This window comes from Microbacterium sp. Cr-K32 (genome assembly GCF_000708345.1).
Classification (GTDB): domain Bacteria; phylum Actinomycetota; class Actinomycetes; order Actinomycetales; family Microbacteriaceae; genus Microbacterium; species Microbacterium maritypicum_A.
The window spans coordinates 56,948-79,886 of record NZ_JARD01000029.1 but is presented as its reverse complement, the minus strand read 5'-3'; the positions used below and the strand labels follow the sequence as shown (position 1 = coordinate 79,886).

Genomic DNA, 22,939 nt, shown 5'->3' with positions numbered 1-22,939 from the left:
AAGACGCAGTCACGTCCACTCACTGTCTCGAAGGAGAGTTCAATGAAGTCTCGACCCCTGATCGCCCTCGGGGCGATGGCCGCAGCAGCGATCGCGTTGACCGCATGCTCGGGATCCACCGCCGGCACGGACGACGGCGACGCCGGTGGCACCGTCGACGGGACCGGCCAGACGCTCACGGTGATGATGGCCGCGAACGGTCTCTACCCCGAGCAGCAGAAGGAGTGGTTCGGGAAGGTCTCCGATGCCTTCGAGGAGAAGACCGGAGCGAAGGTCGAGTTCGAGACCTTCGCGAGTGCCAACGACGAGCTGACGAAGATCCAGACGTCCGTGCTCTCCGGTCAGGGCCCTGACGTGTACGGACTCGGCACCACCTTCACCCCGACCGCGTACGCGACCGGCGCCTTCGTGAAGCTCACCGACGCCGACTGGGACAAGGTGGGGGGACGCGACCGCTTCGTGCCGTCGACCCTGGGCATCTCCGGCCCGAGCGAGAAGGACGAGATCGCCGTCCCGTTCGTGAGTCGTCCGTTCGTGATGGCCTACAACACCGAGCTGCTCGCCGCCGCCGGCATCGACGAGCCGCCCACGACGTGGGACGAGTTGACCGCCGCTGCCGCGAAGATCGAATCCGGAGACGTGCACGGTCTCGCGATCGGATACGCCGACAGCTTCGACCCCTGGAAGTTCGTCTGGGGCATGAGCGTGCAGGCGGGCAATCCGCTGATCGATGTCGAGGCCAAGAAGGCGGAGATCGACGATCCCGCCGTGGCCGCCGCCTACGACACCTACTTCGGCTGGTACCAGGACGGACTCGTCGACCCGGCAGCCATCGGGTGGAAGAACGCCCAGGCCGTCGCCGCCTTCGCCGAGGGCAAGGCCGCCTTCCTTCCCATGACCTCGGCGAACTCGAAGCCCACGTTCGCGGGTTCCCCCGTCGCCGACTCCTACGCCTACGCCCTCCTCCCGACCATCCCGCCGGGGGAGACCGAGCTGCCCAAGGGCGGAGAGGAAGCGGCCAGCATCCTCTCGGGAGACAACCTCGTGGTCGCCCAGTACTCGCCGAACCAGGACCTCGCGTTCGCGTTCATCGAGATGCTCACCAGCACCGAGTCGCAGCTCGACTACTTCGACACGTTCGGCGAGCTGCCGACGGGGGTGGAGGCGGCCGCACAGGTCGAGAAGGACAACCCCGATCTGAGCGCCAACGTGCAGGCGGCCTCGCAGTCGGTCGCCACTCCGTTCACGGGCGCCTGGGGTGACACGCAGCTCGCGCTGACCAACGTCGTCGTGCAGTCGCTGCCCGCGTTGCAGGGGGGAACGCTCAGCCAGAGCGACATCGCCGCGGCGATCGCCGAGGCCCAGGCGAGTTCGCAGTCCGCGCTGGACAAGTCCAAGTAACGACGCGAGGACCCGCACATGGCGATCGCGACCGATACGCGTCGGAAACGCACCGACGACACGCCGCCGAGCGAGCGGCCCCGCCCGCTGTGGATGCTGCTCCCCGGCGGGGTGCTGATGACACTGCTGATCCTGGTGCCGCTGCTGCTGGCCTTCTGGATCTCGATGCTCGATCTCGACCAGTACACGATCAGGCAGTGGCTGCAGGCGCCGTTCGTCGGCCTGGGAAACTTCGTCGAGGCGTTCTCCACTTCTCCGCTGCTGCGGGGGATCTGGCTGAGCGTCAGCTACGCACTGATCGTGTCGGTCGCGGCGATCCCCCTCGGCGTCACGGCGGCGCTGGCCACGCAGAACGCCTTCCGCGGCCGTGGGCTGGTGCGCTCGGTGTACCTGATCCCGTACATCCTCCCCGCGTTCGTCGTGGCGACCGTCTTCCGGGCGATGTTCCAGCCCGAGGGCGTGGTGGACGAGGCCTTCGGCGTCTTCGGCGTCGATCCGGGGCTGTGGTTGAACGGACCGCAGAGCTACTGGACCCTGGTGATCACGCAGCTCTGGGTGAGCTGGCCGTTCGTGTATCTGCTGACCCTCGCCGGTCTCCAGGCGGTGGATGCGGAGGTGCACGAGGCGGCGGCGCTCGACGGCGCCGGCTGGGGGATCAAGCTGCGCAAGGTGATCCTGCCGTACCTGCGCGGATCGATCCTGCTGGCCTTCATCCTCACGTTCCTGCACAGCATCAACGCCTTCACGATGCCGTTCGTGCTCTTCGGGATCCCGGCCCCCGTCGATGTCGAGGTCCTGCCGGTCCTCACCTACGTCACGGCGTTCCAGAGCTTCCGGTTCGGGCTCTCCGCGGCGATGGCGGTCGCCTCTCTCGCGATCGTCGCGATCCCCCTGTTCGTCTACCTGCGCGCTGTGCGCCTCGACACCGGAGAGGACGCGAAGCGATGAGCGTCACCACCACGATCGCGCAGGTCAACCCGCGCCGGAGCCGCCCGGGCGGTCACAGCCAGGTCGACCGCCTGCTGCCGCGTCCGCTTCTCGTGGCCGCGAACGTCTTCCTGTGCCTGGTCGTCTTCGGGCCCGTCTCGTACATGCTGTTCGCCTCGATCAACGCCGATGTCGCGGTCGCCGGAGGCGCGTACTGGCCGACCGAGCTGCGTCTCGACAACTACATCAAGGTCTGGCGCAGTGTCGATCTCGCCGGAGGTCTGGCCAACAGCCTGCTGATCTGCGGGGCGGTCGCGGTCGTCTGCGCGGCCGTGGCCGTGTCGATGGCCTGGGTGCTGGTGCGATTCACCTTCATCGGACGCGTCACGATCCTTCGGGGTCTGCTCGGCCTGCAGTCGGTTCCGGGAACCCTCATGCTGCTGCCGGTGTTCGTGATGTTCTCGACGCTGTCGTCGGTGCTGCGCATCCCCACCATCGGCACGCACTGGTCGGTGTTCGTCACCTACCTCACCTTCGCGCTGCCGTTCTCGACCTGGGTGATGGTGACGTACATCCGCGGGCTGCCGCGCGAGCTCGAAGAAGCCGCCCGCATCGACGGTGCCTCCAATTTCCGCGTCCTCACCCGCATCGTGCTGCCGCTGAGCTGGCCGGGGATCGTGGTCTCCGCGATCTTCGCGTTCCTGCAGGGGTGGAACGACGTGCTGTTCGCCTCGGTCATGACCAACCGCGACAGCCGGACCGCCGCGGTGGCCCTGCAGATCTTCGGCGCGACGCAGGAGACGGGTGCGGTGCCGCTGTACGGACAGATGATGGCGGCCTCGCTCATCTGCGCCATCCCCGTCGTCGTGCTGTATCTCGTGTTCCAGCGTTATCTCGTAGGCGGTCTCACCGCAGGAGGAGTGAAATGACCCCGTGGAAGCTCTCAGGATTCGGTGACGAGATCGATCCCGATCCGGCCGTGCAGATCGCCGTGCTCCAGGCGCTCGGCGCGCGGCACATCGAGGTGCGCAGCGCGTGGGGGGTGAACATCGTCGATCTCGATGAGTCTCAGCTGACGCAGCTCGCGGCCGTCGTGCGCGAACGCGGCATGTCGGTCTCGGCGGTCGCCTCGCCGATCGGCAAGGTCGACGTGTCCCTACCGGTGGAGCACGAGGTCGGTCGACTGCAGCGGGCGATCCGTGCCGCCGACGTCCTGGAGACCCCGTATATCCGCATCTTCTCGTTCTTCCGCGACGAGAACCTTTCGGCCGAAGACATCCGCGACGACGTGCTCGTGCGCATGGCGGCGCTCGCGCGCACCGCCGAGGCGGCCGGGGTCACCCTCGTGCACGAGAACGAGAAGGACATCTACGGCGACATCCCCGCACGCGTGCTCGACGTGATCGAGTCGGTCGGTTCGGACCGGCTGCGCATCGCCTGGGACAACGCCAACTTCGTGCAGGTCGGCGTCCGTCCGTTCACCGACGGCTACGCGATGCTGCGACCGCACCTCGAGTATCTGCAGCTGAAGGATGCGCTCGCCGCGACCGGCGAGGTGGTCCCGGTGGGCGAGGGCGACGGCGAGCTGCGCGAGACCCTCACCGCCCTGCGCGACGACGGCTATGCGGGGTTCGCCTCGCTCGAACCGCACCTCGCCGACGTGAACGCCCTCGGCGGGTTCTCCGGCCCCGAGGCCTTCGGCCGCGCCGGTCGGGCCCTGCGCACCCTCACGGACGAGATCGGAGTGACCCTCTCATGACCGACGCAATCCTCGACGTCGCGATCGTCGGATGCGGCATCATCGGCGTCAATCATGCCCGAGCGATCGCGAGCACTCCCGGCCTGCGCATCGTCGCCGTCGTCGACGAGGTGCCGGCGGCGACCGCACGGCTGGCCGACCTCGTCGTCGACGAGCTGGGCGGCGCGCGACCGTCGGCCCACGCCGAGATCGAGTCGATCCCCGCCGATGTCGACATGGTCGTGATCTGCACCCCGAGCGGCTCCCATGTCGAGCTCGCCGAACGGGCGGTCGCCCGCGGGATGCACGTCGTGCTGGAGAAACCCCTCGACGTGTCGATGGAGCGCGGCCGCCGATTAGCGGAGATCGCCAGGGACGCGGAGACGCGCGGCATCCGGATCTCGGTGATCAGCCAGCACCGCTTCGACCCCGGTGCCGTGGCCGTCGCCGACGCCGCCCACTCCGGACGCCTGGGACGGATCACGAGCGCGGTGGCCTCGGTGCCCTGGTGGCGCTCTCAGGAGTACTACGACTCGGGCGCCTGGCGAGGCACCTGGGAGCTCGACGGCGGAGGCGCCGTCATGAACCAGGGCGTGCACACCGTCGATCTGCTGCTGTGGTTCCTCGGCATGCCGGTCGAGGTGTTCGCCCACACCGCGCTGCTCGCGCACGAGCGGGTCGAGGTCGAAGACGTCGCCGTGGTCACGGTGCGCTTCGAATCGGGGGCGCTCGCCGTGCTGCACGCCACGACCGCGGCCTTCCCCGAGCAGCCGGTGCGGCTGGCCGTGCACGGTGCGCAGGGGACCGGCATCATCGAGAACGACCAGCTCGCCCGGCTGTGGATCGACGGCGAGCCGACCGACCGCAGCGCCGACTGGGTGCCGGAGGGGCATCGACTCGGCGACGACCGCAACCCGCAGGCATTCGCCGAGGGCCACGCCCGTCAGTACGCCGACATCGTCGAGAGCATCCGCGACGGGCGGGCTTCCCGCGTCGGGGTGCCCGAGGCGCTGCGGGCGCTCGCCGTCGTGCGCGGCATCTACGTCTCAGCGACCACCGGCTCGCCGGTGCGCATCGCCGACCTGATCGACGGCACCGTCGACGACACGAACGTGCGGACAGGAGGCATCGCATGAAGTTCTCCGTGTTCACCGCGGCGACCCCCGACTGGGAGCCCGCGGAAGCGGCCCGCCGCATCGCCGCGATCGGCTACGACGGCATCGAGTGGCGCATCACCGACCAGGACGAGGCGGATCCGCCCGGGTTCTGGGCCGGGAACCGGGCGACCTGGCCGCTCACCGGGCTCGAGGGGTCGGTCGCCGAGATCGCCCGCATCACCCGCGAGGCCGGGCTGGAGTTCAGCGGCATCGGCGGCTACGCGCTCGCGCCCGACCGGGACGACGTGCTGCGGACGCTCTGGGCGACGGCGGACCTCGGTGCGCGTCAGGTGCGCGTGCGCATCCCCTTCAACGACGCCCAGGACTATCGCTCGGTGTTCGCGCAGACCAGGGACGACCTGGAGTGGGCCGCGGAACAGGCGGGGACACTCGGCGTGAAGGTGCTGGTCGAGCTGCACCACCAGACGATCTCGTCGTCGGCGTCGGCCGCCCTCCGGCTGGTCGACGGCATCGATCCGCGCACCATCGGCGTGATCCACGACCTCGGCAATCTCGTGATCGAAGGACAGGAGGACACTCGGGCCGGGCTCCAGCTTCTGGGCGAGTACCTCGCTCACGTGCACGTGAAGAACGCGGTCTGGCAGCGCACCGGGCAGACCGGGCTCGATGGAGATGTGCGCTGGGAGTCGGTGTGGGCGCCGCTGCGCGAGGGCATCGCCAGTGTGCCGGACTACTTCCGTGCTCTCGCCGAGGTCGGGTACGACGGCTGGGTGACGCTGGAGGACTTCTCGACGGATGCTCCGCTGGAAGAGCGACTGGTCGACGACCTCGCCTTCCTCCGCGCGTGCGCCGGTGCCGCGGGCATCGGATCGTGACCGGGCCGGCGCGCACGCAGCATCCCCCGGTCCGTGCCGCTCATCTGGGGATGGGCGCCTTTCACCGCGCCCATCAGGCCTGGTACACCCAGCAGGCGAACGACCGCGCAGGCGCGGACGACGGCTGGGGCATCGCCGCTTTCACCGGACGCACCCCCGAGGCCGCGGAACTGCTGTCACGGAACGACGGCGTCTACACCGTGCTGGAGCGTTCGGCCGACGGGGATCGGGCGACGACCGTGCAGTCGATCGTGCGCGCGGTCCCCGGATCGGATGAGGCGTCCTGGCTCGCCGTGCTCGCCGATCCGCAGGTCGCCGTGCTGACCGTCACCGTCACCGAGGCGGGGTACTCCGCCGGTTCCGCGGTGCCCGGACGTATCGCCGACGGCCTCGTCGCTCGGGCGGACACCGACGCAGGACCCATCGCGGTCGTGAGCTGCGACAACCTGCCGCGGAACGGACGGGTGCTGCGCGACGCGGTACTCAAGGCCGCCGGCACCGAGGCTGCGCGCATCTCGGACACCGCGTCGTTCGTCGACACCGTGGTCGACCGGATCACCCCGGCGGTCACGGCAGTCGACATCGATGCCGTGCGGAAGCTCACCGGTCTCGACGATCCGTCCACCGTCGTGACCGAGCCGTTCACGGAGTGGATCCTCGCCGGAGAGTTCCCCGGCGGCGCACCGGACTGGGCGCAGGGCGGTGCACGATTCGTGGCCGACGTGGGTCCGTACGAATCGCGAAAGCTCTACCTGCTCAACGCCGGCCACAGCTTCCTCGCGGCCGCCGGTCGTCTGCGGGGATACGAGACGATCGCCGAGGCGTTCGACGACCGCGACCTCCGTGGCGACACCGAAGCGCTCTGGGCCGCCCAGCGGACCGCGGTCGATCTGCCTGCCGCAGAACTCGACGGATGGCTCGACGACCTGCGCGTCCGCTTCGCGAACCCGCGCATCGCCCATCGACTCGACCAGATCCGCCGCGACAGCCCGATCAAGGTGGCGCTACGGCTCGTGGCTCCCGTGCGCCGACGGCGTGAGGACGGCCTCGCCGTCGACGACGCACAGGTGCACGCCCTGGAGACCTGGATCCGCTCGCTCCTCGAACTCGACCCGACCGACACCGCGACGGCCGCCGTCGCGCGCACCATCGGCGCCGTGCCCGAGAGCGACCGCACGCGCACCGTCATCGACCACCTCACTCCCGAAGGGACCCTCGCATGAGCATCGACAAGGCTGAGGTCATCGTCACCAGCCCGGACCGGAACTTCGTCACCCTCAAGCTCACGACCGCCGACGGCGTCTCGGGCCTCGGCGACGCGACCCTCAACGGGCGTGAGCTCGCCGTCGTCGCGTACCTCACTGAACACGTCGTCCCGCTGCTGATCGGCGCCGACGAAGACCGCATCGAGGACACCTGGCAGTTCCTCTATCGGAGCGCGTACTGGCGGCGAGGCCCCGTCACGATGGCCGCCGTCGCCGCGGTCGACATGGCACTCTGGGACATCAAGGGCAAGAAGGCGGGGATGCCGGTCTACCAGTTGCTGGGCGGGGCATCGCGTTCCGGCCTGCTCGCCTACGGTCATGCCTCGGGAAAAGAGCTGCCCGAACTCTTCGACTCCGTGCGCGCGCACCTCGACCAGGGGTATCGGGCGATCCGCATCCAGACGGGTGTTCCCGGGCTCAAGGCCATCTACGGCATCGCCTCGCAGGCCGCAGACGCCGGGGGCGGCGAAGCCCGGTACGACCACGAGCCGGCCCGGCGGGGTGCGAAGCCGGTCGAGGAGGATTGGGACACCCGCGCCTATCTGAACCACCTGCCGGGCGTCTTCGAGGCGGTGCGCAACGAGTTCGGCCCCGACATCCCCCTGCTGCACGACGGTCACCACCGGATGACGCCCATCCAGGCGGCGAAGCTCGGCAAGGCACTCGAACCGTACGACCTCTTCTGGCTCGAGGACTGCACCCCCGCCGAGAACCAGGAGGCGCTGCGGCTCGTGCGTCAGCACACGACGACACCCCTCGCGATCGGCGAGATCTTCAACACCGTCTGGGACTTCAAGGACATCATCCGCGATCAGCTCATCGACTACGTGCGCGGCGCCGTGACGCACATGGGCGGCATCAGCCCGCTGAAGAAGACGCTCGACTACGCGGCGATGTATCAGATCAAGTCCGGCATGCACGGGCCCACCGACATCTCGCCGGTCGGCATGGCGGCGGCGATGCACCTCGGCCTCGCCATCCACAACTTCGGCATCCAGGAGTACATGCAGCACGGCTCGCGCACCGACAGGGTGTTCCAGCAGTCCTTCACCTGGCGCGAAGGCCTGCTGCACCCGGGCGACAAGCCGGGCCTGGGCGTCGAGCTCGACGTCGACGAGGCGGGAAAGTACCCGTATGAGCGGGCCTATCTGCCGTACAACCGTCTGGCGGATGGAACGGTGCACGACTGGTGACCAGCGAGTTTCGGCCGATCGTCGTCATGGGGGTGTCCGGGGTGGGCAAGACCACGGTGGGGCGGGAACTCGCGCGCCGGATGGGTGTCGCGTTCATCGATGCGGATGATCTGCACGGGCCGGAGAACATCGCGAAGATGGCGGCCGGTGCTCCGCTCGACGACGACGACCGATGGCCGTGGCTCGACCGGGTGGGGGCGGCGCTCGCCGCAGATCCGGCGGTCGTCGTCGCCTGCTCGGCCCTGAAGCGCAGCTACCGTGACCGGCTGCGCGCCTCGGCCCCGACCGTCTTCTTCGTGCACCTCGACGCGCCCCGAGAACGGGTGGTCGCGCAGACCACCGCGCGCCGGGACCACTTCATGCCGCCGGCGCTGCTGGCGTCGCAGCTGCAGACGCTGGAGCCCCTCGGGCCGGACGAGCAGGGGATCGCGGTGACCGTGGATGCTGCGCCCGAAGAGCTCGTGGCACGCATCTGCCAGGCCCCCGTCTGACCGCACCCGCCTCAGGGGATCGGCACCGCCCGGTCCGCTCCGAGGCGCTTCATGACCATGGTCGAAGTGAGCCGCTGCACGCCCGGCAGCGCGCCGAGCGTGTTGTCGTAGAGCTCCTGGTAGGCGCTCATGTCGCGGGTGAGGATGCGCAGCATGTAGTCGGGGTCGCCGAACAGGCGCTGGGCCTCGACCACCGCGGGGATCGCCACGACGGCCTCCTCGAACGCCACGATCGTGTCCTTGTCGGTGCGTCCGATCGTCACGAACACGATGGCCTCGAACGTGAGGCCGACGGCTGCGGGCGCGACGACCGCGCGGTATCGCTCGATCGCTCCGGACTGCTCCAGTTCCTTGAGTCGGCGATGGCACGCGGACAGGCTCAACCCGACCTGGGAGGCGAGGTGCGTCGCACTCATCCGTCCGTCATCCTGCAGCAGGGAGAGGATCTCCCGGTCAAGTGCGTCCATGGTGACAATTCTTGCAGGTGAAGGGCGCGATCACCCGAAGAATCGGAGCACCTTTCGCGTGATTCTTCGTAGTCTCTTCCTCGGATTGAGGAGGACCGATGGATATCGCTCTGGTCATGCAGTTCTGGGTGGTCGCCGTGATGCTGGCGCTGACCCCCGGAGCGGACTGGGCGTATGCGATCTCCGCCGGCCTGCGCGCCCGCTCGATCGCGCCGTCCATCCTCGGGATGATCGCCGGGTACACCGTCGTGATCGTCGCCGTCGCGCTCGGTCTCGGAGCGCTGGTCACCGCGTATCCGGTAACCCTCACGACCCTGACCGTGATCGGCGCGCTCTATCTGATCTTCCTCGGTGCGACGACGCTGGCCACGCGCCCTGCGCCGATCGCGGAGAGCGGCGATCCGGTCGCCACCGGGGGGTGGGGGCAGTTCCTGCGGGGATCCGGTGTGAGCGGGATCAACCCGAAGGGGCTCCTGCTGCTGCTCGCCCTGTTGCCGCAGTTCACGAGCCCGCACGGCTGGCCGTCGACGACGCAGATGCTCGCCCTCGGCGGCTTGCACCTGTTCAACATCGCGATCGTCTACACGACAGTGGGGCTGCTCGCCCGTCGTCTCCTGCGCACCCGGCCGCGTGCGAGCTCTGTGGTCACCCGGATCGCGGGCATCGCCATGACCGTCATCGGCGTCGGCATCCTCGCGGAGCAGGTGATCGAGTGGCTGTGAGCGCCTACGTCTCTCTCCCGTCGATGCCGTCTTTTCTCCGGTCGATACCGTCTGCGATCTCGACCTGCCGCAGTAGCGTCGGAGGGAGGGCGGCGATCGGCGGGAGAAGAGGGGCTTCATGACTTCCAATGGACGGACGAACGCGGCTCTGCAATTGCTGCTGCCGGCGTTCCTGCTCGGGGCGATCATCGCGATCTCCTTCCTCGAAGCCCCGTTGAAGTTCCTCGCGCCCGGCGTCACGATCCCGATCGGTCTCGGCATCGGTCGACTCGTCTTCACCGCGCTGAACGTGCTCGCGGGTGTCGTCCTGGTCGTGCTCACAGCCGTGAGTGCCCGGGCGAAGGCCGGACGCACGACCCTGGTGATCCTCGGTGTGATCTGGCTGGTGTTCCTTCTCGAGATCGCCGTCATCCGCCCGGTGCTCAACCGGCGCAGCGATCTGGTGATCGCCGGGGCCGAGGCGCCGGGCACGAATTGGGCGCACTATGCGTACATCGCCGCCGACGTGGCGATCATCGGGCTCCTCATCGCATTGGTCGTCGTCACCGTGCGGCGGGTCCTGCCGGCGGAAGCGCGATAGTCGACCGCTCCGCACCTCTTCCGAAAGCCCACGCATTCCGATCTATCGGCATACAGATTCCCTGAACGCGGCCACCTCCATCACGGCAGTGAAATGTTGAATGTTGCCGGCCGGATCCTGGCCGGACATCAACCGGAGGAACACCATGAAACTGAAGAACCGAATCGCCGCTACCGGCATCACCATCGCCCTGGCCGCGGGTGTCGCGCTCATCGGCGCACCGGCCGCCAACGCTGCCGAAGCCCAGGTCGACAACTACGGAGCCGTGAACTACCCCTTCGCGCCGAGCGATGACACGAGCGTCGGCCAGGCGGGAATCGGCTGGGTGCGACTTGCCGACGGCACGCTGGGCCAGGAGTCCGAGCAGACCTTCGGATCGGCCGCGAAGGTCACTCTCGACGACAACGTCGATGTGGTCCAGGCCGGAGAGAAGGTGCGCATCACGGTCACCGCGACCAACCGCTCCAGCTTCACTCGCCTGATCTCCACGGCGATCCCGACGGCCTACGGTCTGACCGTGACCGGTGCCGAATCGTCCCTCGGCGAGCCGATCGTCAGCAGCAGCCATGTCTTCGCCTCCTTTGGCGAGCTGGAGCCGGGCGAGACCGGCACGGCGGTCATCACGGCCGAGGTCGGTGACGTCGCCCCCGGAACCACTCTGCAGACCCGCGCCTACGTCTATCAGGACCTCTCGGGTCCGATGTCGCAGATCAGCGACACGAACACCGTCATCGGCTGAATCGGCCGCTGACACGTGCGGTGGGTTCTTCGGAATCCACCGCATTTCGCTGTTCGGTCAGGGGCGGACGCGGACCGTGCGTCCCTCGAAGGTCACCAGGTCGCCGTCGCGCAGCTGACGCCCGCGTCGGCGATCGACCTCGCCGTTCACGGTGACGTATCCGTCGATGATCACCTCTTTGGCGTCGCCGCCCGAATCGAGGAGGCCGGCGAATTTGAGGAACTGCCCGAGGCGGATCACCTCACCGCCGATGGAGATGTCGTCGATCGGTGCGGAGTTCGTCATCCTTGAATGCTAATCGGCTTCGACCAAGTCCGGATGCGACGATGCCGCCGCTCGGGCGGGGCGGCGGCATCATCTCGAGTCGGGCGCATCGGGTTCGCCCGACAGGCCGCAGGGGGCTGCTCCTCGAACGACTCGGTTCTCCTCGAACAGCTCAGTCGGTGTCGGTTCCGACGACCGCGAAGTCGACGCCGAAGTCGATGTCGATCGAACGGTTGTCCGACGTGAGGACGGAGGCGTCGTAGGGGCTCACGTCGTCGCCGTCGACATCGAGGTCGGTGATCATGCCTTCGGCCTCGGCGAGTGCCGCCGAGACGAGGGCGCGGATCGTCTCGTCGTCGAGCATGAGCGCGGGGCCGGTGTCATCGCCGTCGGCCACATCGGTCGAGATGACGGATGCGGCGAGGTCCTTATCGACACGGACCTCGGTCTCATCGCCCGCGGTCGTCGTGAGCTGCACCTCCCACGTGCCGTCGCGCTTCGCATCGATCGAGGTGACCTCGCCGTCGGCGGCTCCGCGTGCGGCATCCGCGATCGTGATGAGTTCGTCGGCGGATGCCGTGCCGATGCCTGTCACCGGGCCGCGGCCGTTCGAGGGGGCGTCGCCGCGGTCGTCGCCGCGGTTGCCCTCACGCGGGGCATGCTCATCCGCGTCGTCGTGGCGGGGACCGTCGGCCATGGAGGAGCGGTCGTCGTCGCCGAACTCGTCGCCGATCGCGGCACCGACCGCGATGCCGCCGCCCGCCAGGACCACGGCTGCCGCGATGCCCCCGCCGATGAGCAGTGCGCGCTTGCGCCCGGGCTTCGGTGCGGATGTCGTGGGGACGGCGACCGGCTCCGCCGCGGGGAACGTCGGGTGCTGCCCGGAACCTGCTGCCGGGGCTGCCGCATCCGGGGCCGGGGTCACCGGTACGGTCTGCGCATCCGGGGTGCCCTGTGCGGTCTGGTCGGAAGCTGGCGTCTGGTCGGGAGTGGGTGTCTTGTCGTCCATGTCTCGATGGTGCCGCGCAGGCGCTGAAGCCATCCTGAAGCGTCCTGAAGACCTCTTCAGGAACCGGACTTCCGGCCGGTCAGGTGCTGAGGGGGAGGGTGAGGACGAAGCGTGCGCCGCCCCAGCGGGAGTCGTCGACCGTGAGGGTTCCCCGACTGCGGGTGGCGATGCCGCGGGCGATCGCGAGCCCCAGTCCGCTGCCTCCGGCGTCGCGGCTGCGGGCTTCGTCGAGGCGCACGAAGCGCTCGAAGATGCGCTCGCGTTCCTCGGCCGGCACCCCGGTGCCGTCGTCCTCGACCGTGACGAACACGTGGCCGTCGGACGGGATCACCCCGATCGCGATGCGTCCTCGGCTGTGGCGCACGGCATTGTCTGCAAGGTTGCGCATCAGTTGGCCGAGCAGGCGCGGGTCTGCGTGCACCCTTGCGGCTTGGACGCCGGAACCGTCGACGTCGAGCCCGGCCGCACGCAGCCGGCGCACCTCGCTGAGCGCGATGTCGTCGAGGTCGACCGCTTCGTCCAGCGTGCTCGCGCCTTCGTCGAGACGGGCGAGCAGCAGCAGCGATTCGACGATCCCCTGCAGACGCAGCCCTTCCTCCGACACGACCTCGGCGAGTTCGCCGATGCTCGTCACGTCGGGGTGGGCCTGGGCGAGCTCGGCGTGTTGACGGATGGTCGCGAGCGGCGATCGCAGTTCGTGCGAGGCATCCGAGACGAAGCGCCGTTGCGCGGTGGCCGCGGCGTCGAGTCGGTCGAGCATGCCGTTCATGGTGGTCGCGAGTGCGGCGATCTCATCCGCGGTCTCCGGCACCGGCACCCGCTGGTGCAGGCGCTCGGCGGTGATGCCGTCGACCTCTTCGCGGATGCGCTCGACAGGGCGGAGCGCGCGACCGACCACGAGCCAGGTGGTCACGGCCACGAGGAGCAGCAGCAGGGGGACCGCGACGGCGAGCAGCGTCGCGACCGTCGCCAGGGTCTCGGCATCGTCATCCATCGAGACGGCGAGCACGAGCGTCTGATCGCCGTCGATGTCTTCCGAGACCACCACGACGGTGTCGCCGTCGACGGTGGTCGTCTGCGGGTCGTCATCGGCGGGGAGCGGCGTCGAACCCAGCTTGTCGCGAGCCTCCTCGCTCGCCGCGCGTACCGACCCGTCCGGACCGAGGATCTGCAGGATCTCGTCGTCGAGCGCGTCCACGCCCTTGCCACCCGGCCCACCGGCACGTTCGGCGAGCTCGCTGAGCCGCTGCTCCGCGGCGCGTTCGGTGCTGTCGTGGATGCTGGCGCTGAGGACGCCGTAGAACGAGAAGGCGCCGATGAGCAGTGCGACGGCCACGACGACGGTCGCTCCGAGCGTGGTCCTGCCGCGCACCGAGCGCCAGCCGCGGCTAGCCACCGTTCGCCGCCAGCCGGTAGCCCGCACCGCGGATGGTCTCGATGGCCTCGCGTCCGAAGGGCTTGTCGAGCTTGCGGCGCAGGTGTCCGACGTAGACCTCGACGATGTTGGGGTCGCCGTCGAAGTCGTCGTCCCAGACGCCGTCGATGAGAGCCCGCTTCGACAGCACCTGGCCGCGATGACGCATGAGGTACTCGAGCACCGAGAACTCCCGTGCGGTCAGGGGCACGGGCGTCTCCCCGCGCCAGACGCGGTGCGCGGCGGGGTCGAGTCGGAGATCGCCGGCTTCCAGAACGGCCGGACGGGCGACGGCACCGCGGCGCACGAGGGCCCGCAGGCGTGCGACGAGGATCGCGAACGAGAACGGCTTGGTGACGTAGTCGTCGGCGCCGGTCTCGAGCGCCTCCACCTGATCCCACTCGCCGTCCTTCGCCGTGAGCATCAGCACGGGCGTCCAGTTCTCCTCGGCCCGAAGCGCCTCGCACACCTTCCAGCCGCTCATGCCGGGCATCATGAGGTCGAGCACGATCGCGTCGTACCGCGTCTCGCGTGCGCGCCAGAGTCCGTCGACGCCGTTGTGCGCCACGTCGACGGCGAAGCCCTCGGCCTCGAGGCCGCGGCGTACGCCCTCGGCGAGACGCACCTCGTCGTCCACCACCAGGATCCGCATCCCTCCAGTGTGGTGGCTCCACGCTGAATCCGGGCTGAAGCGGTCGCCTCGCCATACTCCGATTCGAAGAAGTCAGTCGGCGAGGTCAGCCTGGATCTCACGGATCACTTCGCCGAGGGTGCCGGAGTCGAGCAGCCCGGGGCCGAGGGGGCCGGCGGAGTCGGTGCCGAGGGGCGGCAGGCGTCGGAGTGCGCAGGCGGCCTCGACGGAGAGCATGCGGAGCTGCCATCGCACCTCTTCGACACGTGCTCCGCGAGCATTCGGGTGGGCCAGCTCGACGGCCTTCGCGGCGTAGGCGGCTGCTCCGAGCGCGTGCGCGCCCATGTGTGCGACTCCTGCGGCCTGGGCTGCCGAGCGGGCCGCGGCGACTCCGGCGGGCGATGTGGCGCTGTGGGCAGCCCGGCCGGCGACGAAACGTCGACGGATCTCGCCCGCAGCCGTGAGCTCGCCCCGCGCGAACTCCCGTGCCCTGGCGATGGCGTCCCGGGCCCGAGCGTCGTCGGGCGCCTCGGCCTCGAACAAGGGCAGCACCCGCTCTGCGCAGTCAGCGGCCCACACCGCGACGGTGCGGCGGTCCGCGTCGGTCATGCCCTGTGGGGTCGTCATGCTCACCTCGCTCGGCGTTCGATGCGTGATCGTGCGGCCTCGTGCGCCTCGCGAAGAAGGGTGAGCACCGCATCCGCCGTCCGTTCCGCAGGGTTGATCACGCACACCCAACCGGACATGCCGTAGAGCGGATGCCGGTGGAACACGTCGGCCTCGGTCGGATCGGCGTCAGCATCCACGATCGACTCGGTCTGTGCGCGCCCGACGTGGATGTTCACCCGGAAGCGTCCCGGAGCGTCCAAGGCGGACGAGGTGTCGTCCGGGTAGTCCTTCGTGATGATCGTCCCGTAAGGCTGGGTGCGCTCCGGCATCCGCCCATCGGGTGCGTAGTAGAGGTAGGCGTCTCCCCATGACAGCTCCGGAAAGTCGCTGCCTGCTTCGGGCTCGACGATCAGGACACCGTCGAGCCCGCGGACCGTCTCGATGATCTTCTGCATTTCCATCCTTCAATGGTGAGGTGGAAGTGCTTATGTGGACTTCTGTCCGTAAGCGAAGGGGGAAAAGGTGCAGAACCCTCAAGAGGCGACATTCACGACGGTGCAGCTCGGACGGCTGGTCGGCTACTCGACCCAGCAGGTGCGCGATCTCGAGCGCCTCGGCGTCATCCCCGCGGCAGAGCGCGGTGCGAACGGGTATCGCCGGTATCGGATGCCGCATGTCACGGCCCTGCAGGCGTACCGCGCGATGGCAGCCGCGCTCGGCCCGGTGCCCGCCCGCCGGCTCATGCCGGACCTGATCGAGGGGACGCTCGAGCGAGCCGCCGAGCGGATCGACGATCTGCACGCGAACCTCTCCCGTGAGCGTTCTCGGGTGCGGGAGGCGCTGAGCGGACTCGATGTCGCCGTGGCCGAGGCCGACGACGTGTTCGCCGAGGAGGACGCGATGACGATCGGCGAACTCGCCCAGGCGCTGGGCATCCGTCCGTCGGCCCTGCGTCACTGGGAGCGCGAGGGGCTCGTGCATCCGCTTCGTGGCACCGCGTCGACGCGTTCGTACGGCTCCGCCGCGATCACCGAGGCGCGAGTCGCAGCCGCCCTTCGCTCCGGCGGCTACGGCATCCCGGCGATCGCCCGCATCCTCGACGAGGTGCGCACGCACGGTCGCACCTCCGAAGTCCAGCGGATCCTCACGGAGAGGCTGGCCGACCTCACGCGCCGTAGCGTCGCCCTGCTCGGTACCGCGGGGCACCTGCACGACCTGCTCGCCGGCCGTCTCCCCGGGGCGGGATCGTCGGTCACTCCCGAGCGCTGATCAGTGCGGCGAGCCGCTCGACGATCGGACTCGCGTCGAGCGGATCGGTGATGATCGCGGTGATCGCCTCGAACGGGAGGACAGGAAAGCGGGCGGCGGCACCGACCTTCTCCTCGCTGGCCAGCACCACGGTCTCCGTGCACCGCGAAGCGAGTGCCCGCTTCGTCACCGCGTCGTCGAGCTCACCCGTCGTGAGACCGTGCACGGGATCGACGCCGGTCACGCCGAGGAAGAACACATCGGCGGCGAGGTGCTGGATGGCCTCCATCGCGAGTCCTCCGCCGGTGACCAGGGAGTGCCGGGTGAGCTCCCCGCCGATCATGACCACACGGGCGTCGGAGTGTTCGGCCACGGAGAGCGCGACGACGGGACTCGGGGTGATGACCGTGATGCCGGCGCCGGAGGGGAGCAGCCGAGCCATCGCGAGGGTCGTGGTCCCGGCGTCCAGCACGATCGTCGCTCCGGGACGGATGCGCGCGACGGCCGCACGTGCCACCCGCTCCTTGCTCTCGGTCGCGAGGCCGTGCCGGTCGCGCACCGGTCGTTCGGGCTCGGGGATCGGCAGGGCGCCGCCGTACACCCGCTGGAGCTTCCCCTCCTCGGCGAGTTCGCGGAGATCTCGGCGGATGGCGTCTTCCGACACTCCGAGCTCGTCGGCCACCGCTTTCGCGACGACGCGTCCGTCGCGGGCGAGAAGGTCGAGCAGGTGGTCCTTGCGTTGCGCAGCGAGCATTTGTTTCCTCACGAAGTTGCACGATTATGCATGATTTAGACTACAGTCATCTCCATGACGAAGCCACTCCTGATCCTCATCGCCGGCCCCTATCGCTCCGGGACGAACGGCGACCCCGACCTCATCGCCCGGAACCTCGCGCGCCTGGAGGAGGTCTCGGGCCCGATCTTCCGCCTCGGCCACGTGCCGATGATCGGGGAGTGGGTCGCGTTGCCGATCCTGCGCACGCTCGAGCCGGCCGACTCCGATGCCGATGCCGATGTCGGTGACGTCATGTACGAGACCGCGCACCGCCTGCTGCAGCACTGCGACGCCGTGCTGCGCCTGCCGGGGGAGTCGTCCGGTGCCGACAAGGACGTCGAGATCGCGCAGCAGCGCGGGCTGCCGGTCTACCGCTCCCTCGAGGAGATCCCCCGGCGGTGATTCCGTAGGCTGGAGGCATGACCAAGAACCTCTGGACCATCCTCGGCGTCATCCTCGCCGTCGTGATCGCGTGGTGGATCGTGAGCGCCCTGTTCTCGGTCCTCGCGTTCATCTTCAAGCTCGCGATCGTCGCGGTCGTGGCCGTGGTGGTCTTCCTCGTCCTGCGTGGGATCTTCGCCCGCAGCGACGACTGACCCACGGCCGTCGAATCGCGCACCTGGTCGCCGATTCGCCGCGGAAGCGACCACGTGCGCGATTCGAGAGCGGCTACGCCTTGGCGAACGCGCCGACCCGGTACTTCGCGGCGCGGTGCGTGTCCTGCACGCGGTCGCCACGGCCGTGGAGCTTGTTGCGGAGCGTCCCGGGTGCGTATTCCTCGGGGTAGGCGCCGCGCTCGCGCAGCACCGGGATCACGTGCTCGATGATGTCCTGCCAGGTGCCGGGGGTGACCGCGTAGGCGAGATTGAAGCCGTCGATGTCGGTCTCGTCGACCCAGGACTGCAGCTCGTCGGCGATCTCAGTGCCGGATCCGACGATCGTGGGCCCGAGGCCGCCGATCGCGTTGTGGCGTCCGAAGTCGCCGACCGTCCACTCGCGGCCGAGGTCGGCCTCCTCCTTCAGATGCTGCAGCACGGACTGGATCGCGTTCGACTCGACGTTGCCGACCGGCTCGTCCTCCGCGTACTGCGACAGGTCGACGCCCATCCACCCCGACATGAACGTGAGCGCGCCCTCGGGGCTCGCGTAGGAGAGGTACTCGGCGTGCTTCGCCATCGCCTCCTCGCTCGTCGCGGCGGTGATCACGGTGAGAAGCGTGTAGATGCGGGCGTCGTACCGGTCGCGGCCCGCCGCTTCGAGGGCATCGCGGATGCGCTTCACGGTGCCGGCGAGCACCTCCTTCGAGGGCGCGGCGACGAAGATGGCCTCGGCGTTCTCGGCCGCGAACTTCACGCCCCGCGGGCTCGCGCCGGCCTGGTAGATCACCGGCGTGCGCTGCGGCGACGGCTCGGAGATGTGGATGCCGGGAACGCTGAAGTGCTTGCCCTCATGCCCGATCGGGTGCACCTTGCCCGGGTCGGTGAAGATGCCGCGCTCGCGGTCCTCGACCACGGCATCGTCTTCCCACGAGCCCTCCCAGAGCTTATAGAGCACCTCGACGTACTCGTCCGCGTGGTCGTAGCGGTCGTCGTGGGCGAGTTGGTCTTCCTGACCCATGTTGCGCGCGGCGCTGGGCAGATAGCCGGTCACGACGTTCCAGCCGACGCGGCCCTGCGTGAGGTGGTCGAGCGTGCTCAGCCGGCGCGCGAACGGATAGGGGTGCTCGAACGCGGTGCCGGCCGTGATGCCGAAGCCCAGGTTCTCGGTGACGGCCGCCATCGCGCTCACCAGCAGGATCGGGTCGTTCACCGGCACCTGCGCGCCGTTGCGGATCGCGGCCTCGTTCGTGCCGCCGTACACGTCGTAGGTGCCGAGCACGTCGGCGATGAAGATGCCGTCGAAGGTCGCGCTCTCCAGCAGCTGCGCCAGATCGGTCCAGTACGAGATGGTGTTGTACTGCCGCGACCGGTCGTCGGGGTGCCGCCACAGGCCGGACGACTGGTGGGCGACGCAGTTCATGTCGAAGGCGTTGAAGCGGATCTGACGGGTCATGGGCTCCATGAAAGGCGAAGGGCGCCGGCGAAGCCAGGGTCTCCGACATGCACGGACACATTCCGGATGGGTCAGCGCTCGTAGACGTCCCGCCGATGCCCCAGCGTAACGACCGCGACGACGAGCACGTCGTCGTCGATCGTGTAGATGATGCGGTAGTTCCCGACGCGGACGCGGAGTCCGTTGCGTCCCTGCAGTGCTTTCGCTCCCGGCGGGCGGGGATTCTCACCGAGCAGAGCGATGGCCCCGCGGATCCGGTCGCGATCCTGATGGTCGACCTTCTTCAGTGCTCGAACCGCAGCTGGGCGCAGTTCGATCCGATAGCTCACGTCCAGCCCAGGTCGGCCTTCACCTGATCCCAGGGGATATTGGGCCCCTCGTCTGCCATCGCCATGTCGAACGCGGCTGCGTCTTCGGCGTCTTCGAGCGCGTCCAGCATCCGCTCGTACTGTTCCGGGCTGACCACCACTGCTGCCCGCTGGCCGCGCCGCTCGATGAAGACCGCCTCTTCCTGGGAGCGGGCGATGACCGTGGAGAGGTTGTTGCGCGCGTCGGCGACGCTGATGGTGGACATGAATCAATTGTACATCTGGGTGTTGGAGATGTACATGTTTCGTCCGGCGTCCTCCTCCCGTGGCTCTACCCTTGACTGGTGACCGACGAGACCGCGACAGCCCAGCGTCTGGTGCGCCGCTTCGCCCGCGAAACCAACCTGCTCGTCTCCGGTCGGGACTTCTCTGTCGTCGGGACGGATGCCGTGGCCGACGAGCTGCGCCGGCTGCTGCCGGCGCTCGGGGCTCATCTCGGCGATGCGGGTGTCGTGTTCGCGCCGGGGGAGGCCCCCGAGATCCTGCTCGACGGCCACGCGCTCCCGATGCGCGAGACGGCGGAGGATCGCGTCGACGCCGCAGGACGGCACATGCCCGTCGCGACCGCTCTCGCGACGCGACTGCGCGAGGCCGGAACGGTGCGCGGTCTGCGGATCGGCATCGCGATGGTGCTCGAGCCCAAGACCGCCCAGCTCGCCCTGCTGCTGCGGGATGCCGGCGCCACGGTCGCCGTCTACGCCCACCCCGATGAGATCGACGTCGAGGTCGCCCAGGTGCTGCGCTCCCGCGGCATCCCCGTCGACGGTGATCCTTCGCTCTCCGGTGCTGCGGAGCGCGCTGCCGCGGTGTCGTTCCTGCGCCGCAGCTTCGACCTGCTGCTCGACGACGGCTCGCACCTGATCCGCCTCGCTCATGAAGAGGGTCTCGCACGGCAGCTGCGGGGTGCGGCGGAGGAGACGACGAGCGGACTCACGCCGCTGCGGCTCATGGAGCGCGAGGGGCTGCTCGAGATCCCCGTGATCGCGGTGAACGACGCCCTGACCAAGACCTCCTTCGACAACCGCTACGGCACCGGCCAGTCGTGCGTGTTCGCGATCGCCGATGCGCTGGACGCCGCAGGCATCGACCTCCGCGACCAGCCTGCCGTCGTCGTCGGCTACGGCCCGGTGGGTGAGGGTGTCGCCGCGCACCTGCGGGCCCTCGGCGTGCAGGTCGGCGTCGCTGAGACCGATCCGGTGCGTGCTCTCCGAGCCGCGCACGACGGCTATCGGATCGGACGACTGCACGACCTCGCCCCGGGAGCGCTCGTCGTCTCGGCCACCGGGGCGCCGCACACGGTCGACGCCGTGGTGCTGCGAGCGGCGGCGATCGTCGCGGTCGCGGGCGGGGTTCCACACGAGGTCGACCTCGACCCTGCGACGCTGCGACCGTTCGCGGGTGCGAGCGGCGCAGCCTCTCCGTTCGTCGATCGCGCCGGCGAAGGTGCGCTCGTGATCGCCCGAGGCGGGTGCGTGAACCTGTCTGCCGGCGAAGGCAACCCGATCGAGATCATGGACCTCTCGTTCTCGGTGCAGCTCTTCGCCGTCGAGCACCTCCTCACGCACGATCTGCCCGCCGGCGTGCATGCGCTGCCGCACGAGACCGACACCGTCATCGGCGCGGCCGCTCTCGCCCTGCGCGGCGCGCCCATCGACCAGTGCAGCCCGGCGCAGGTCGAAGCGCAGCGCGAGTGGCGCTCGCCGCGATTCCGAGGAGGGTCCGCATGACCGCCCTGACCGTCTATTCCGCGGGACTCGTCGTGCCGATCACCGCGCCGCCGATCGTCGACGGCGCGGTCGCGGTGCGCGACGGCCGCATCATGCACGTCGGAGAGCGCGAGTGGGTGCTGCGGTCGCTGTCCGAACGAGGCATCGCCGCCGACGAGGTGCACTGGCCCGGCGTCCTGACCCCCGGGCTCGTGAACGCGCACACGCACCTGCAGTACACCGGCATGGCCTCGGTCGGGCGCGGGCAGTACGACGGCTTCGACGACTGGGTGCGCGCTTTCGACCCGGTGTACGAAGGCGGTCGCGACTGGGCGGCGGATGCGGCCGACGGTGCGATGCAGGCGCTGCGTTCCGGCACGACGGCCGTGGCCGATGTCGTGACCGATCGTGCGGCGGCGACCGCGCTGCACGATGCCCGACTGCACGGCATCACCTACTGGGAGGTGATGAGCTGGACCAATGCCGACTGGGCCCGTACCGGGCGTGCGCAGGTGGAGCAGGCGCTCGACGCCCTGCCGACCCCGCCGGGGACGGGCCTTTCACCCCACGCCCCCTACTCGCTCGACATCGAGCCGCTGCTGGAGATCCCCGACATCGTGCGCGAGCGCGGCGGACGCATCCACATCCACCTCGGTGAGGCCGCGTTCGAGAGCGAGTTCGCTCACGAGCATCCGCAGGCGTGGCACACGGCCGGGCTCGCCAGCTTCCAAGAACTGCGCCAGGCCGGATTCGGCACCAGCGCCACCGAGTTCGTCGATCAGCTCGGCGTGCTCGGGCCCGACTGCCACATCGCGCACGGCGTCTACATGAGCGCCAGGGACCGCGCGATCCTGCGGGAACGCCGCACGACGGTGGCCCTGTGCCCGCGGTCGAACGCCGTCATCGGACTCGAGGAGCCGCCGATCGCCGCGTACCTGCGCGAGGGCAGCCCGATCGCCGTCGGCACCGACTCGCTGTCGTCGAGCCCGTCGCTCGACGTGCTGGCCGACGTGGCGGAGCTCGCGCGCATCGCCCGCGCGCAGGGGTACACCGACCGCGACCTGCACGCGCGCCTGCTCGGTGCCGCGACCCTCGGCGGTGCGCACGCCATGGGGATCGACGTGGGCCCGGACCGCACCGGCTACCTCGCCGTGGGGGCCCTCGCCGACCTCACCTTCTTCGACGTCCCGGCGGGCCCCGATGCGGTGGTCGAACTCGTCGAGCACGGTGCCGGCCGTACAGCTGCCACGATCGTCTCCGGCGAGGTGCGCTACGCGATCGACTCCTTCGACCGTGCAGCGGTCACCCCGTGACCGTTTCGGTCGCCACCCCTGGACCTGGAGGCAT

The 22,939-nt window shown here is 69.3% G+C and carries 28 protein-coding genes; 17 read left to right on the top strand and 11 right to left on the bottom strand.

Translation table 11 applies throughout. The features are described 5' to 3' along the window. Positions 1-42 precede the first annotated feature (42 nt). Genes GZ64_RS0117615 through GZ64_RS0117575 form a run of 9 tightly spaced genes read left to right on the top strand, consistent with a single transcriptional unit; the run spans position 43 to position 9,008 of the window. On the top strand, positions 43-1,401 hold the full coding sequence (locus tag GZ64_RS0117615; protein ID WP_029267997.1) for an ABC transporter substrate-binding protein: 1,359 nt from the start codon (positions 43-45) through the stop codon (positions 1,399-1,401). 18 nt (positions 1,402-1,419) lie between these two features. Further along, positions 1,420-2,349 carry a carbohydrate ABC transporter permease gene (locus GZ64_RS0117610; protein ID WP_231479927.1) on the top strand — a complete coding sequence of 310 codons (930 nt, stop codon included), beginning with the start codon at positions 1,420-1,422 and terminating at the stop codon, positions 2,347-2,349. Next, complete coding sequence (locus tag GZ64_RS0117605) at positions 2,346-3,257, top strand: carbohydrate ABC transporter permease (protein WP_029260728.1); 912 nt, start codon at positions 2,346-2,348, stop codon at positions 3,255-3,257. The genes GZ64_RS0117610 and GZ64_RS0117605 overlap by 4 nt, the downstream gene beginning before the upstream one ends. Beyond that, positions 3,254-4,087: a sugar phosphate isomerase/epimerase family protein gene (locus GZ64_RS0117600; RefSeq protein WP_021199442.1), complete on the top strand. Its 834-nt coding sequence runs from the start codon at positions 3,254-3,256 to the stop codon at positions 4,085-4,087. The genes GZ64_RS0117605 and GZ64_RS0117600 overlap by 4 nt, the downstream gene beginning before the upstream one ends. Further along, positions 4,084-5,202 (top strand): Gfo/Idh/MocA family protein, encoded by a 1,119-nt coding sequence (locus tag GZ64_RS0117595; protein WP_021199443.1) that lies wholly within the window; start codon positions 4,084-4,086, stop codon positions 5,200-5,202. The genes GZ64_RS0117600 and GZ64_RS0117595 overlap by 4 nt, the downstream gene beginning before the upstream one ends. After that, complete coding sequence (locus GZ64_RS0117590; protein WP_029267994.1) at positions 5,199-6,059, top strand: sugar phosphate isomerase/epimerase family protein; 861 nt, start codon at positions 5,199-5,201, stop codon at positions 6,057-6,059. The genes GZ64_RS0117595 and GZ64_RS0117590 overlap by 4 nt, the downstream gene beginning before the upstream one ends. Further along, complete coding sequence (locus GZ64_RS0117585) at positions 6,029-7,282, top strand: mannitol dehydrogenase family protein (RefSeq protein ID WP_322955648.1); 1,254 nt, start codon at positions 6,029-6,031, stop codon at positions 7,280-7,282. The genes GZ64_RS0117590 and GZ64_RS0117585 overlap by 31 nt, the downstream gene beginning before the upstream one ends. Next, positions 7,279-8,517, top strand: a complete 1,239-nt coding sequence (gene manD / locus GZ64_RS0117580) for a D-mannonate dehydratase ManD (protein WP_029267990.1) — start codon at positions 7,279-7,281, stop codon at positions 8,515-8,517. Before GZ64_RS0117585 ends, manD begins: the two co-directional genes overlap by 4 nt. After that, positions 8,514-9,008, top strand: a complete 495-nt coding sequence (locus tag GZ64_RS0117575; protein WP_231479926.1) for a gluconokinase — start codon at positions 8,514-8,516, stop codon at positions 9,006-9,008. Before manD ends, GZ64_RS0117575 begins: the two co-directional genes overlap by 4 nt. Positions 9,009-9,019: 11 nt before the next feature. Here the strand turns inward: GZ64_RS0117575 and GZ64_RS0117570 are convergent, their stop codons facing one another. Beyond that, entirely contained in the window at positions 9,020-9,475 is a 456-nt protein-coding gene (locus tag GZ64_RS0117570; RefSeq protein ID WP_021199448.1) for an Lrp/AsnC family transcriptional regulator, read from the bottom strand. A gap of 98 nt (positions 9,476-9,573) precedes the next feature. On the opposite strand from GZ64_RS0117570, the gene GZ64_RS0117565 reads away from it, so the two are divergent. The 3 genes from GZ64_RS0117565 (at position 9,574) to GZ64_RS0117555 (ending at position 11,516) form a co-directional block, all read left to right on the top strand. After that, positions 9,574-10,197: a LysE family translocator gene (locus GZ64_RS0117565; protein WP_029267986.1), complete on the top strand. Its 624-nt coding sequence runs from the start codon at positions 9,574-9,576 to the stop codon at positions 10,195-10,197. A 118-nt stretch (positions 10,198-10,315) separates the two neighbouring features. Continuing rightward, positions 10,316-10,777: a hypothetical protein gene (locus GZ64_RS0117560; protein ID WP_029267984.1), complete on the top strand. Its 462-nt coding sequence runs from the start codon at positions 10,316-10,318 to the stop codon at positions 10,775-10,777. Between the two features lie 145 nt (positions 10,778-10,922). Beyond that, positions 10,923-11,516: a hypothetical protein gene (locus tag GZ64_RS0117555; RefSeq protein ID WP_029260721.1), complete on the top strand. Its 594-nt coding sequence runs from the start codon at positions 10,923-10,925 to the stop codon at positions 11,514-11,516. A 57-nt stretch (positions 11,517-11,573) separates the two neighbouring features. Here the strand turns inward: GZ64_RS0117555 and GZ64_RS0117550 are convergent, their stop codons facing one another. The 6 genes from GZ64_RS0117550 to GZ64_RS0117525 all read right to left on the bottom strand — a co-directional run bounded on the left by GZ64_RS0117550 (position 11,574) and on the right by GZ64_RS0117525 (position 15,898). Further along, entirely contained in the window at positions 11,574-11,801 is a 228-nt protein-coding gene (locus GZ64_RS0117550) for an RNA-binding S4 domain-containing protein (protein ID WP_021199452.1), read from the bottom strand. Positions 11,802-11,952: 151 nt separating this feature from the next. Continuing rightward, positions 11,953-12,789, bottom strand: a complete 837-nt coding sequence (locus tag GZ64_RS0117545) for a hypothetical protein (RefSeq protein ID WP_029267981.1) — start codon at positions 12,787-12,789, stop codon at positions 11,953-11,955. Between the two features lie 79 nt (positions 12,790-12,868). Further along, positions 12,869-14,185, bottom strand: coding sequence for a sensor histidine kinase (locus GZ64_RS0117540; RefSeq protein WP_029267979.1), 1,317 nt, complete (start codon positions 14,183-14,185; stop codon positions 12,869-12,871). Further along, a complete protein-coding gene (locus GZ64_RS0117535) occupies positions 14,178-14,855 on the bottom strand; it encodes a response regulator transcription factor (protein WP_029267978.1) in 678 nt (225 codons plus the stop codon). Before GZ64_RS0117535 ends, GZ64_RS0117540 begins: the two co-directional genes overlap by 8 nt. A gap of 72 nt (positions 14,856-14,927) precedes the next feature. Next, positions 14,928-15,461, bottom strand: coding sequence for a putative immunity protein (locus GZ64_RS0117530; protein WP_029267976.1), 534 nt, complete (start codon positions 15,459-15,461; stop codon positions 14,928-14,930). 2 nt (positions 15,462-15,463) lie between these two features. Further along, positions 15,464-15,898: a DUF6194 family protein gene (locus GZ64_RS0117525; protein ID WP_231479925.1), complete on the bottom strand. Its 435-nt coding sequence runs from the start codon at positions 15,896-15,898 to the stop codon at positions 15,464-15,466. 67 nt (positions 15,899-15,965) lie between these two features. On the opposite strand from GZ64_RS0117525, the gene GZ64_RS0117520 reads away from it, so the two are divergent. Further along, complete coding sequence (locus GZ64_RS0117520) at positions 15,966-16,712, top strand: MerR family transcriptional regulator (protein WP_081859800.1); 747 nt, start codon at positions 15,966-15,968, stop codon at positions 16,710-16,712. Here the strand turns inward: GZ64_RS0117520 and GZ64_RS0117515 are convergent. Next, positions 16,696-17,445: a DeoR/GlpR family DNA-binding transcription regulator gene (locus GZ64_RS0117515; protein ID WP_029267972.1), complete on the bottom strand. Its 750-nt coding sequence runs from the start codon at positions 17,443-17,445 to the stop codon at positions 16,696-16,698. The two genes, GZ64_RS0117520 and GZ64_RS0117515, sit on opposite strands and share 17 nt — an antisense overlap. Before the next feature lie 54 nt (positions 17,446-17,499). Here GZ64_RS0117515 and GZ64_RS0117510 point away from each other — a divergent pair, with 54 nt between their 5' ends. Continuing rightward, the gene (locus GZ64_RS0117510; RefSeq protein ID WP_029267969.1) at positions 17,500-17,868 is read left to right on the top strand and encodes a hypothetical protein; all 369 of its coding nucleotides are present in this window, start codon (positions 17,500-17,502) and stop codon (positions 17,866-17,868) included. Positions 17,869-17,885: 17 nt separating this feature from the next. Continuing rightward, on the top strand, positions 17,886-18,062 hold the full coding sequence (locus GZ64_RS20095) for a hypothetical protein (RefSeq protein WP_021199471.1): 177 nt from the start codon (positions 17,886-17,888) through the stop codon (positions 18,060-18,062). Positions 18,063-18,135: 73 nt separating this feature from the next. On the opposite strand, the gene GZ64_RS0117500 is transcribed toward GZ64_RS20095, so the two are convergent. From GZ64_RS0117500 to GZ64_RS0117490, 3 genes are all read right to left on the bottom strand, one after another. Further along, on the bottom strand, positions 18,136-19,518 hold the full coding sequence (locus GZ64_RS0117500) for an LLM class flavin-dependent oxidoreductase (protein ID WP_029267967.1): 1,383 nt from the start codon (positions 19,516-19,518) through the stop codon (positions 18,136-18,138). A 71-nt stretch (positions 19,519-19,589) separates the two neighbouring features. Continuing rightward, positions 19,590-19,847, bottom strand: coding sequence for a type II toxin-antitoxin system RelE family toxin (locus GZ64_RS0117495; protein ID WP_029267965.1), 258 nt, complete (start codon positions 19,845-19,847; stop codon positions 19,590-19,592). Next, complete coding sequence (locus tag GZ64_RS0117490; RefSeq protein WP_029267963.1) at positions 19,844-20,092, bottom strand: type II toxin-antitoxin system Phd/YefM family antitoxin; 249 nt, start codon at positions 20,090-20,092, stop codon at positions 19,844-19,846. Before GZ64_RS0117490 ends, GZ64_RS0117495 begins: the two co-directional genes overlap by 4 nt. A gap of 78 nt (positions 20,093-20,170) precedes the next feature. Here GZ64_RS0117490 and GZ64_RS0117480 point away from each other — a divergent pair, with 78 nt between their 5' ends. Together GZ64_RS0117480 and GZ64_RS0117475 are read left to right on the top strand one after the other, a co-directional pair. Next, a complete protein-coding gene (locus tag GZ64_RS0117480) occupies positions 20,171-21,613 on the top strand; it encodes an adenosylhomocysteinase (RefSeq protein ID WP_051668209.1) in 1,443 nt (480 codons plus the stop codon). Further along, positions 21,610-22,905 carry an amidohydrolase family protein gene (locus tag GZ64_RS0117475; protein WP_029267958.1) on the top strand — a complete coding sequence of 432 codons (1,296 nt, stop codon included), beginning with the start codon at positions 21,610-21,612 and terminating at the stop codon, positions 22,903-22,905. The genes GZ64_RS0117480 and GZ64_RS0117475 overlap by 4 nt, the downstream gene beginning before the upstream one ends. Positions 22,906-22,939 lie beyond the last annotated feature (34 nt).

What these genes read in the sequence shown, in the direction of transcription:
- GZ64_RS0117615 (WP_029267997.1), top strand. Translation starts at nt 43, where the DNA reads ATGAAGTCTCGACCCCTGATCGCCCTCGGGGCGATGGCCGCAGCAGCG.
- GZ64_RS0117610 (WP_231479927.1), top strand. Translation starts at nt 1,420, where the DNA reads ATGGCGATCGCGACCGATACGCGTCGGAAACGCACCGACGACACGCCG.
- GZ64_RS0117605 (WP_029260728.1), top strand. Translation starts at nt 2,346, where the DNA reads ATGAGCGTCACCACCACGATCGCGCAGGTCAACCCGCGCCGGAGCCGC.
- GZ64_RS0117600 (WP_021199442.1), top strand. Translation starts at nt 3,254, where the DNA reads ATGACCCCGTGGAAGCTCTCAGGATTCGGTGACGAGATCGATCCCGAT.
- GZ64_RS0117595 (WP_021199443.1), top strand. Translation starts at nt 4,084, where the DNA reads ATGACCGACGCAATCCTCGACGTCGCGATCGTCGGATGCGGCATCATC.
- GZ64_RS0117590 (WP_029267994.1), top strand. Translation starts at nt 5,199, where the DNA reads ATGAAGTTCTCCGTGTTCACCGCGGCGACCCCCGACTGGGAGCCCGCG.
- manD (WP_029267990.1), top strand. Translation starts at nt 7,279, where the DNA reads ATGAGCATCGACAAGGCTGAGGTCATCGTCACCAGCCCGGACCGGAAC.
- GZ64_RS0117570 (WP_021199448.1), bottom strand. Translation starts at nt 9,475, where the DNA reads ATGGACGCACTTGACCGGGAGATCCTCTCCCTGCTGCAGGATGACGGA.
- GZ64_RS0117565 (WP_029267986.1), top strand. Translation starts at nt 9,574, where the DNA reads ATGGATATCGCTCTGGTCATGCAGTTCTGGGTGGTCGCCGTGATGCTG.
- GZ64_RS0117560 (WP_029267984.1), top strand. Translation starts at nt 10,316, where the DNA reads ATGACTTCCAATGGACGGACGAACGCGGCTCTGCAATTGCTGCTGCCG.
- GZ64_RS0117555 (WP_029260721.1), top strand. Translation starts at nt 10,923, where the DNA reads ATGAAACTGAAGAACCGAATCGCCGCTACCGGCATCACCATCGCCCTG.
- GZ64_RS0117550 (WP_021199452.1), bottom strand. Translation starts at nt 11,801, where the DNA reads ATGACGAACTCCGCACCGATCGACGACATCTCCATCGGCGGTGAGGTG.
- GZ64_RS0117545 (WP_029267981.1), bottom strand. Translation starts at nt 12,789, where the DNA reads ATGGACGACAAGACACCCACTCCCGACCAGACGCCAGCTTCCGACCAG.
- GZ64_RS0117535 (WP_029267978.1), bottom strand. Translation starts at nt 14,855, where the DNA reads ATGCGGATCCTGGTGGTGGACGACGAGGTGCGTCTCGCCGAGGGCGTA.
- GZ64_RS0117530 (WP_029267976.1), bottom strand. Translation starts at nt 15,461, where the DNA reads ATGACGACCCCACAGGGCATGACCGACGCGGACCGCCGCACCGTCGCG.
- GZ64_RS0117525 (WP_231479925.1), bottom strand. Translation starts at nt 15,898, where the DNA reads ATGCAGAAGATCATCGAGACGGTCCGCGGGCTCGACGGTGTCCTGATC.
- GZ64_RS0117515 (WP_029267972.1), bottom strand. Translation starts at nt 17,445, where the DNA reads ATGCTCGCTGCGCAACGCAAGGACCACCTGCTCGACCTTCTCGCCCGC.
- GZ64_RS0117510 (WP_029267969.1), top strand. Translation starts at nt 17,500, where the DNA reads ATGACGAAGCCACTCCTGATCCTCATCGCCGGCCCCTATCGCTCCGGG.
- GZ64_RS20095 (WP_021199471.1), top strand. Translation starts at nt 17,886, where the DNA reads ATGACCAAGAACCTCTGGACCATCCTCGGCGTCATCCTCGCCGTCGTG.
- GZ64_RS0117500 (WP_029267967.1), bottom strand. Translation starts at nt 19,518, where the DNA reads ATGACCCGTCAGATCCGCTTCAACGCCTTCGACATGAACTGCGTCGCC.
- GZ64_RS0117490 (WP_029267963.1), bottom strand. Translation starts at nt 20,092, where the DNA reads ATGTCCACCATCAGCGTCGCCGACGCGCGCAACAACCTCTCCACGGTC.
- GZ64_RS0117475 (WP_029267958.1), top strand. Translation starts at nt 21,610, where the DNA reads ATGACCGCCCTGACCGTCTATTCCGCGGGACTCGTCGTGCCGATCACC.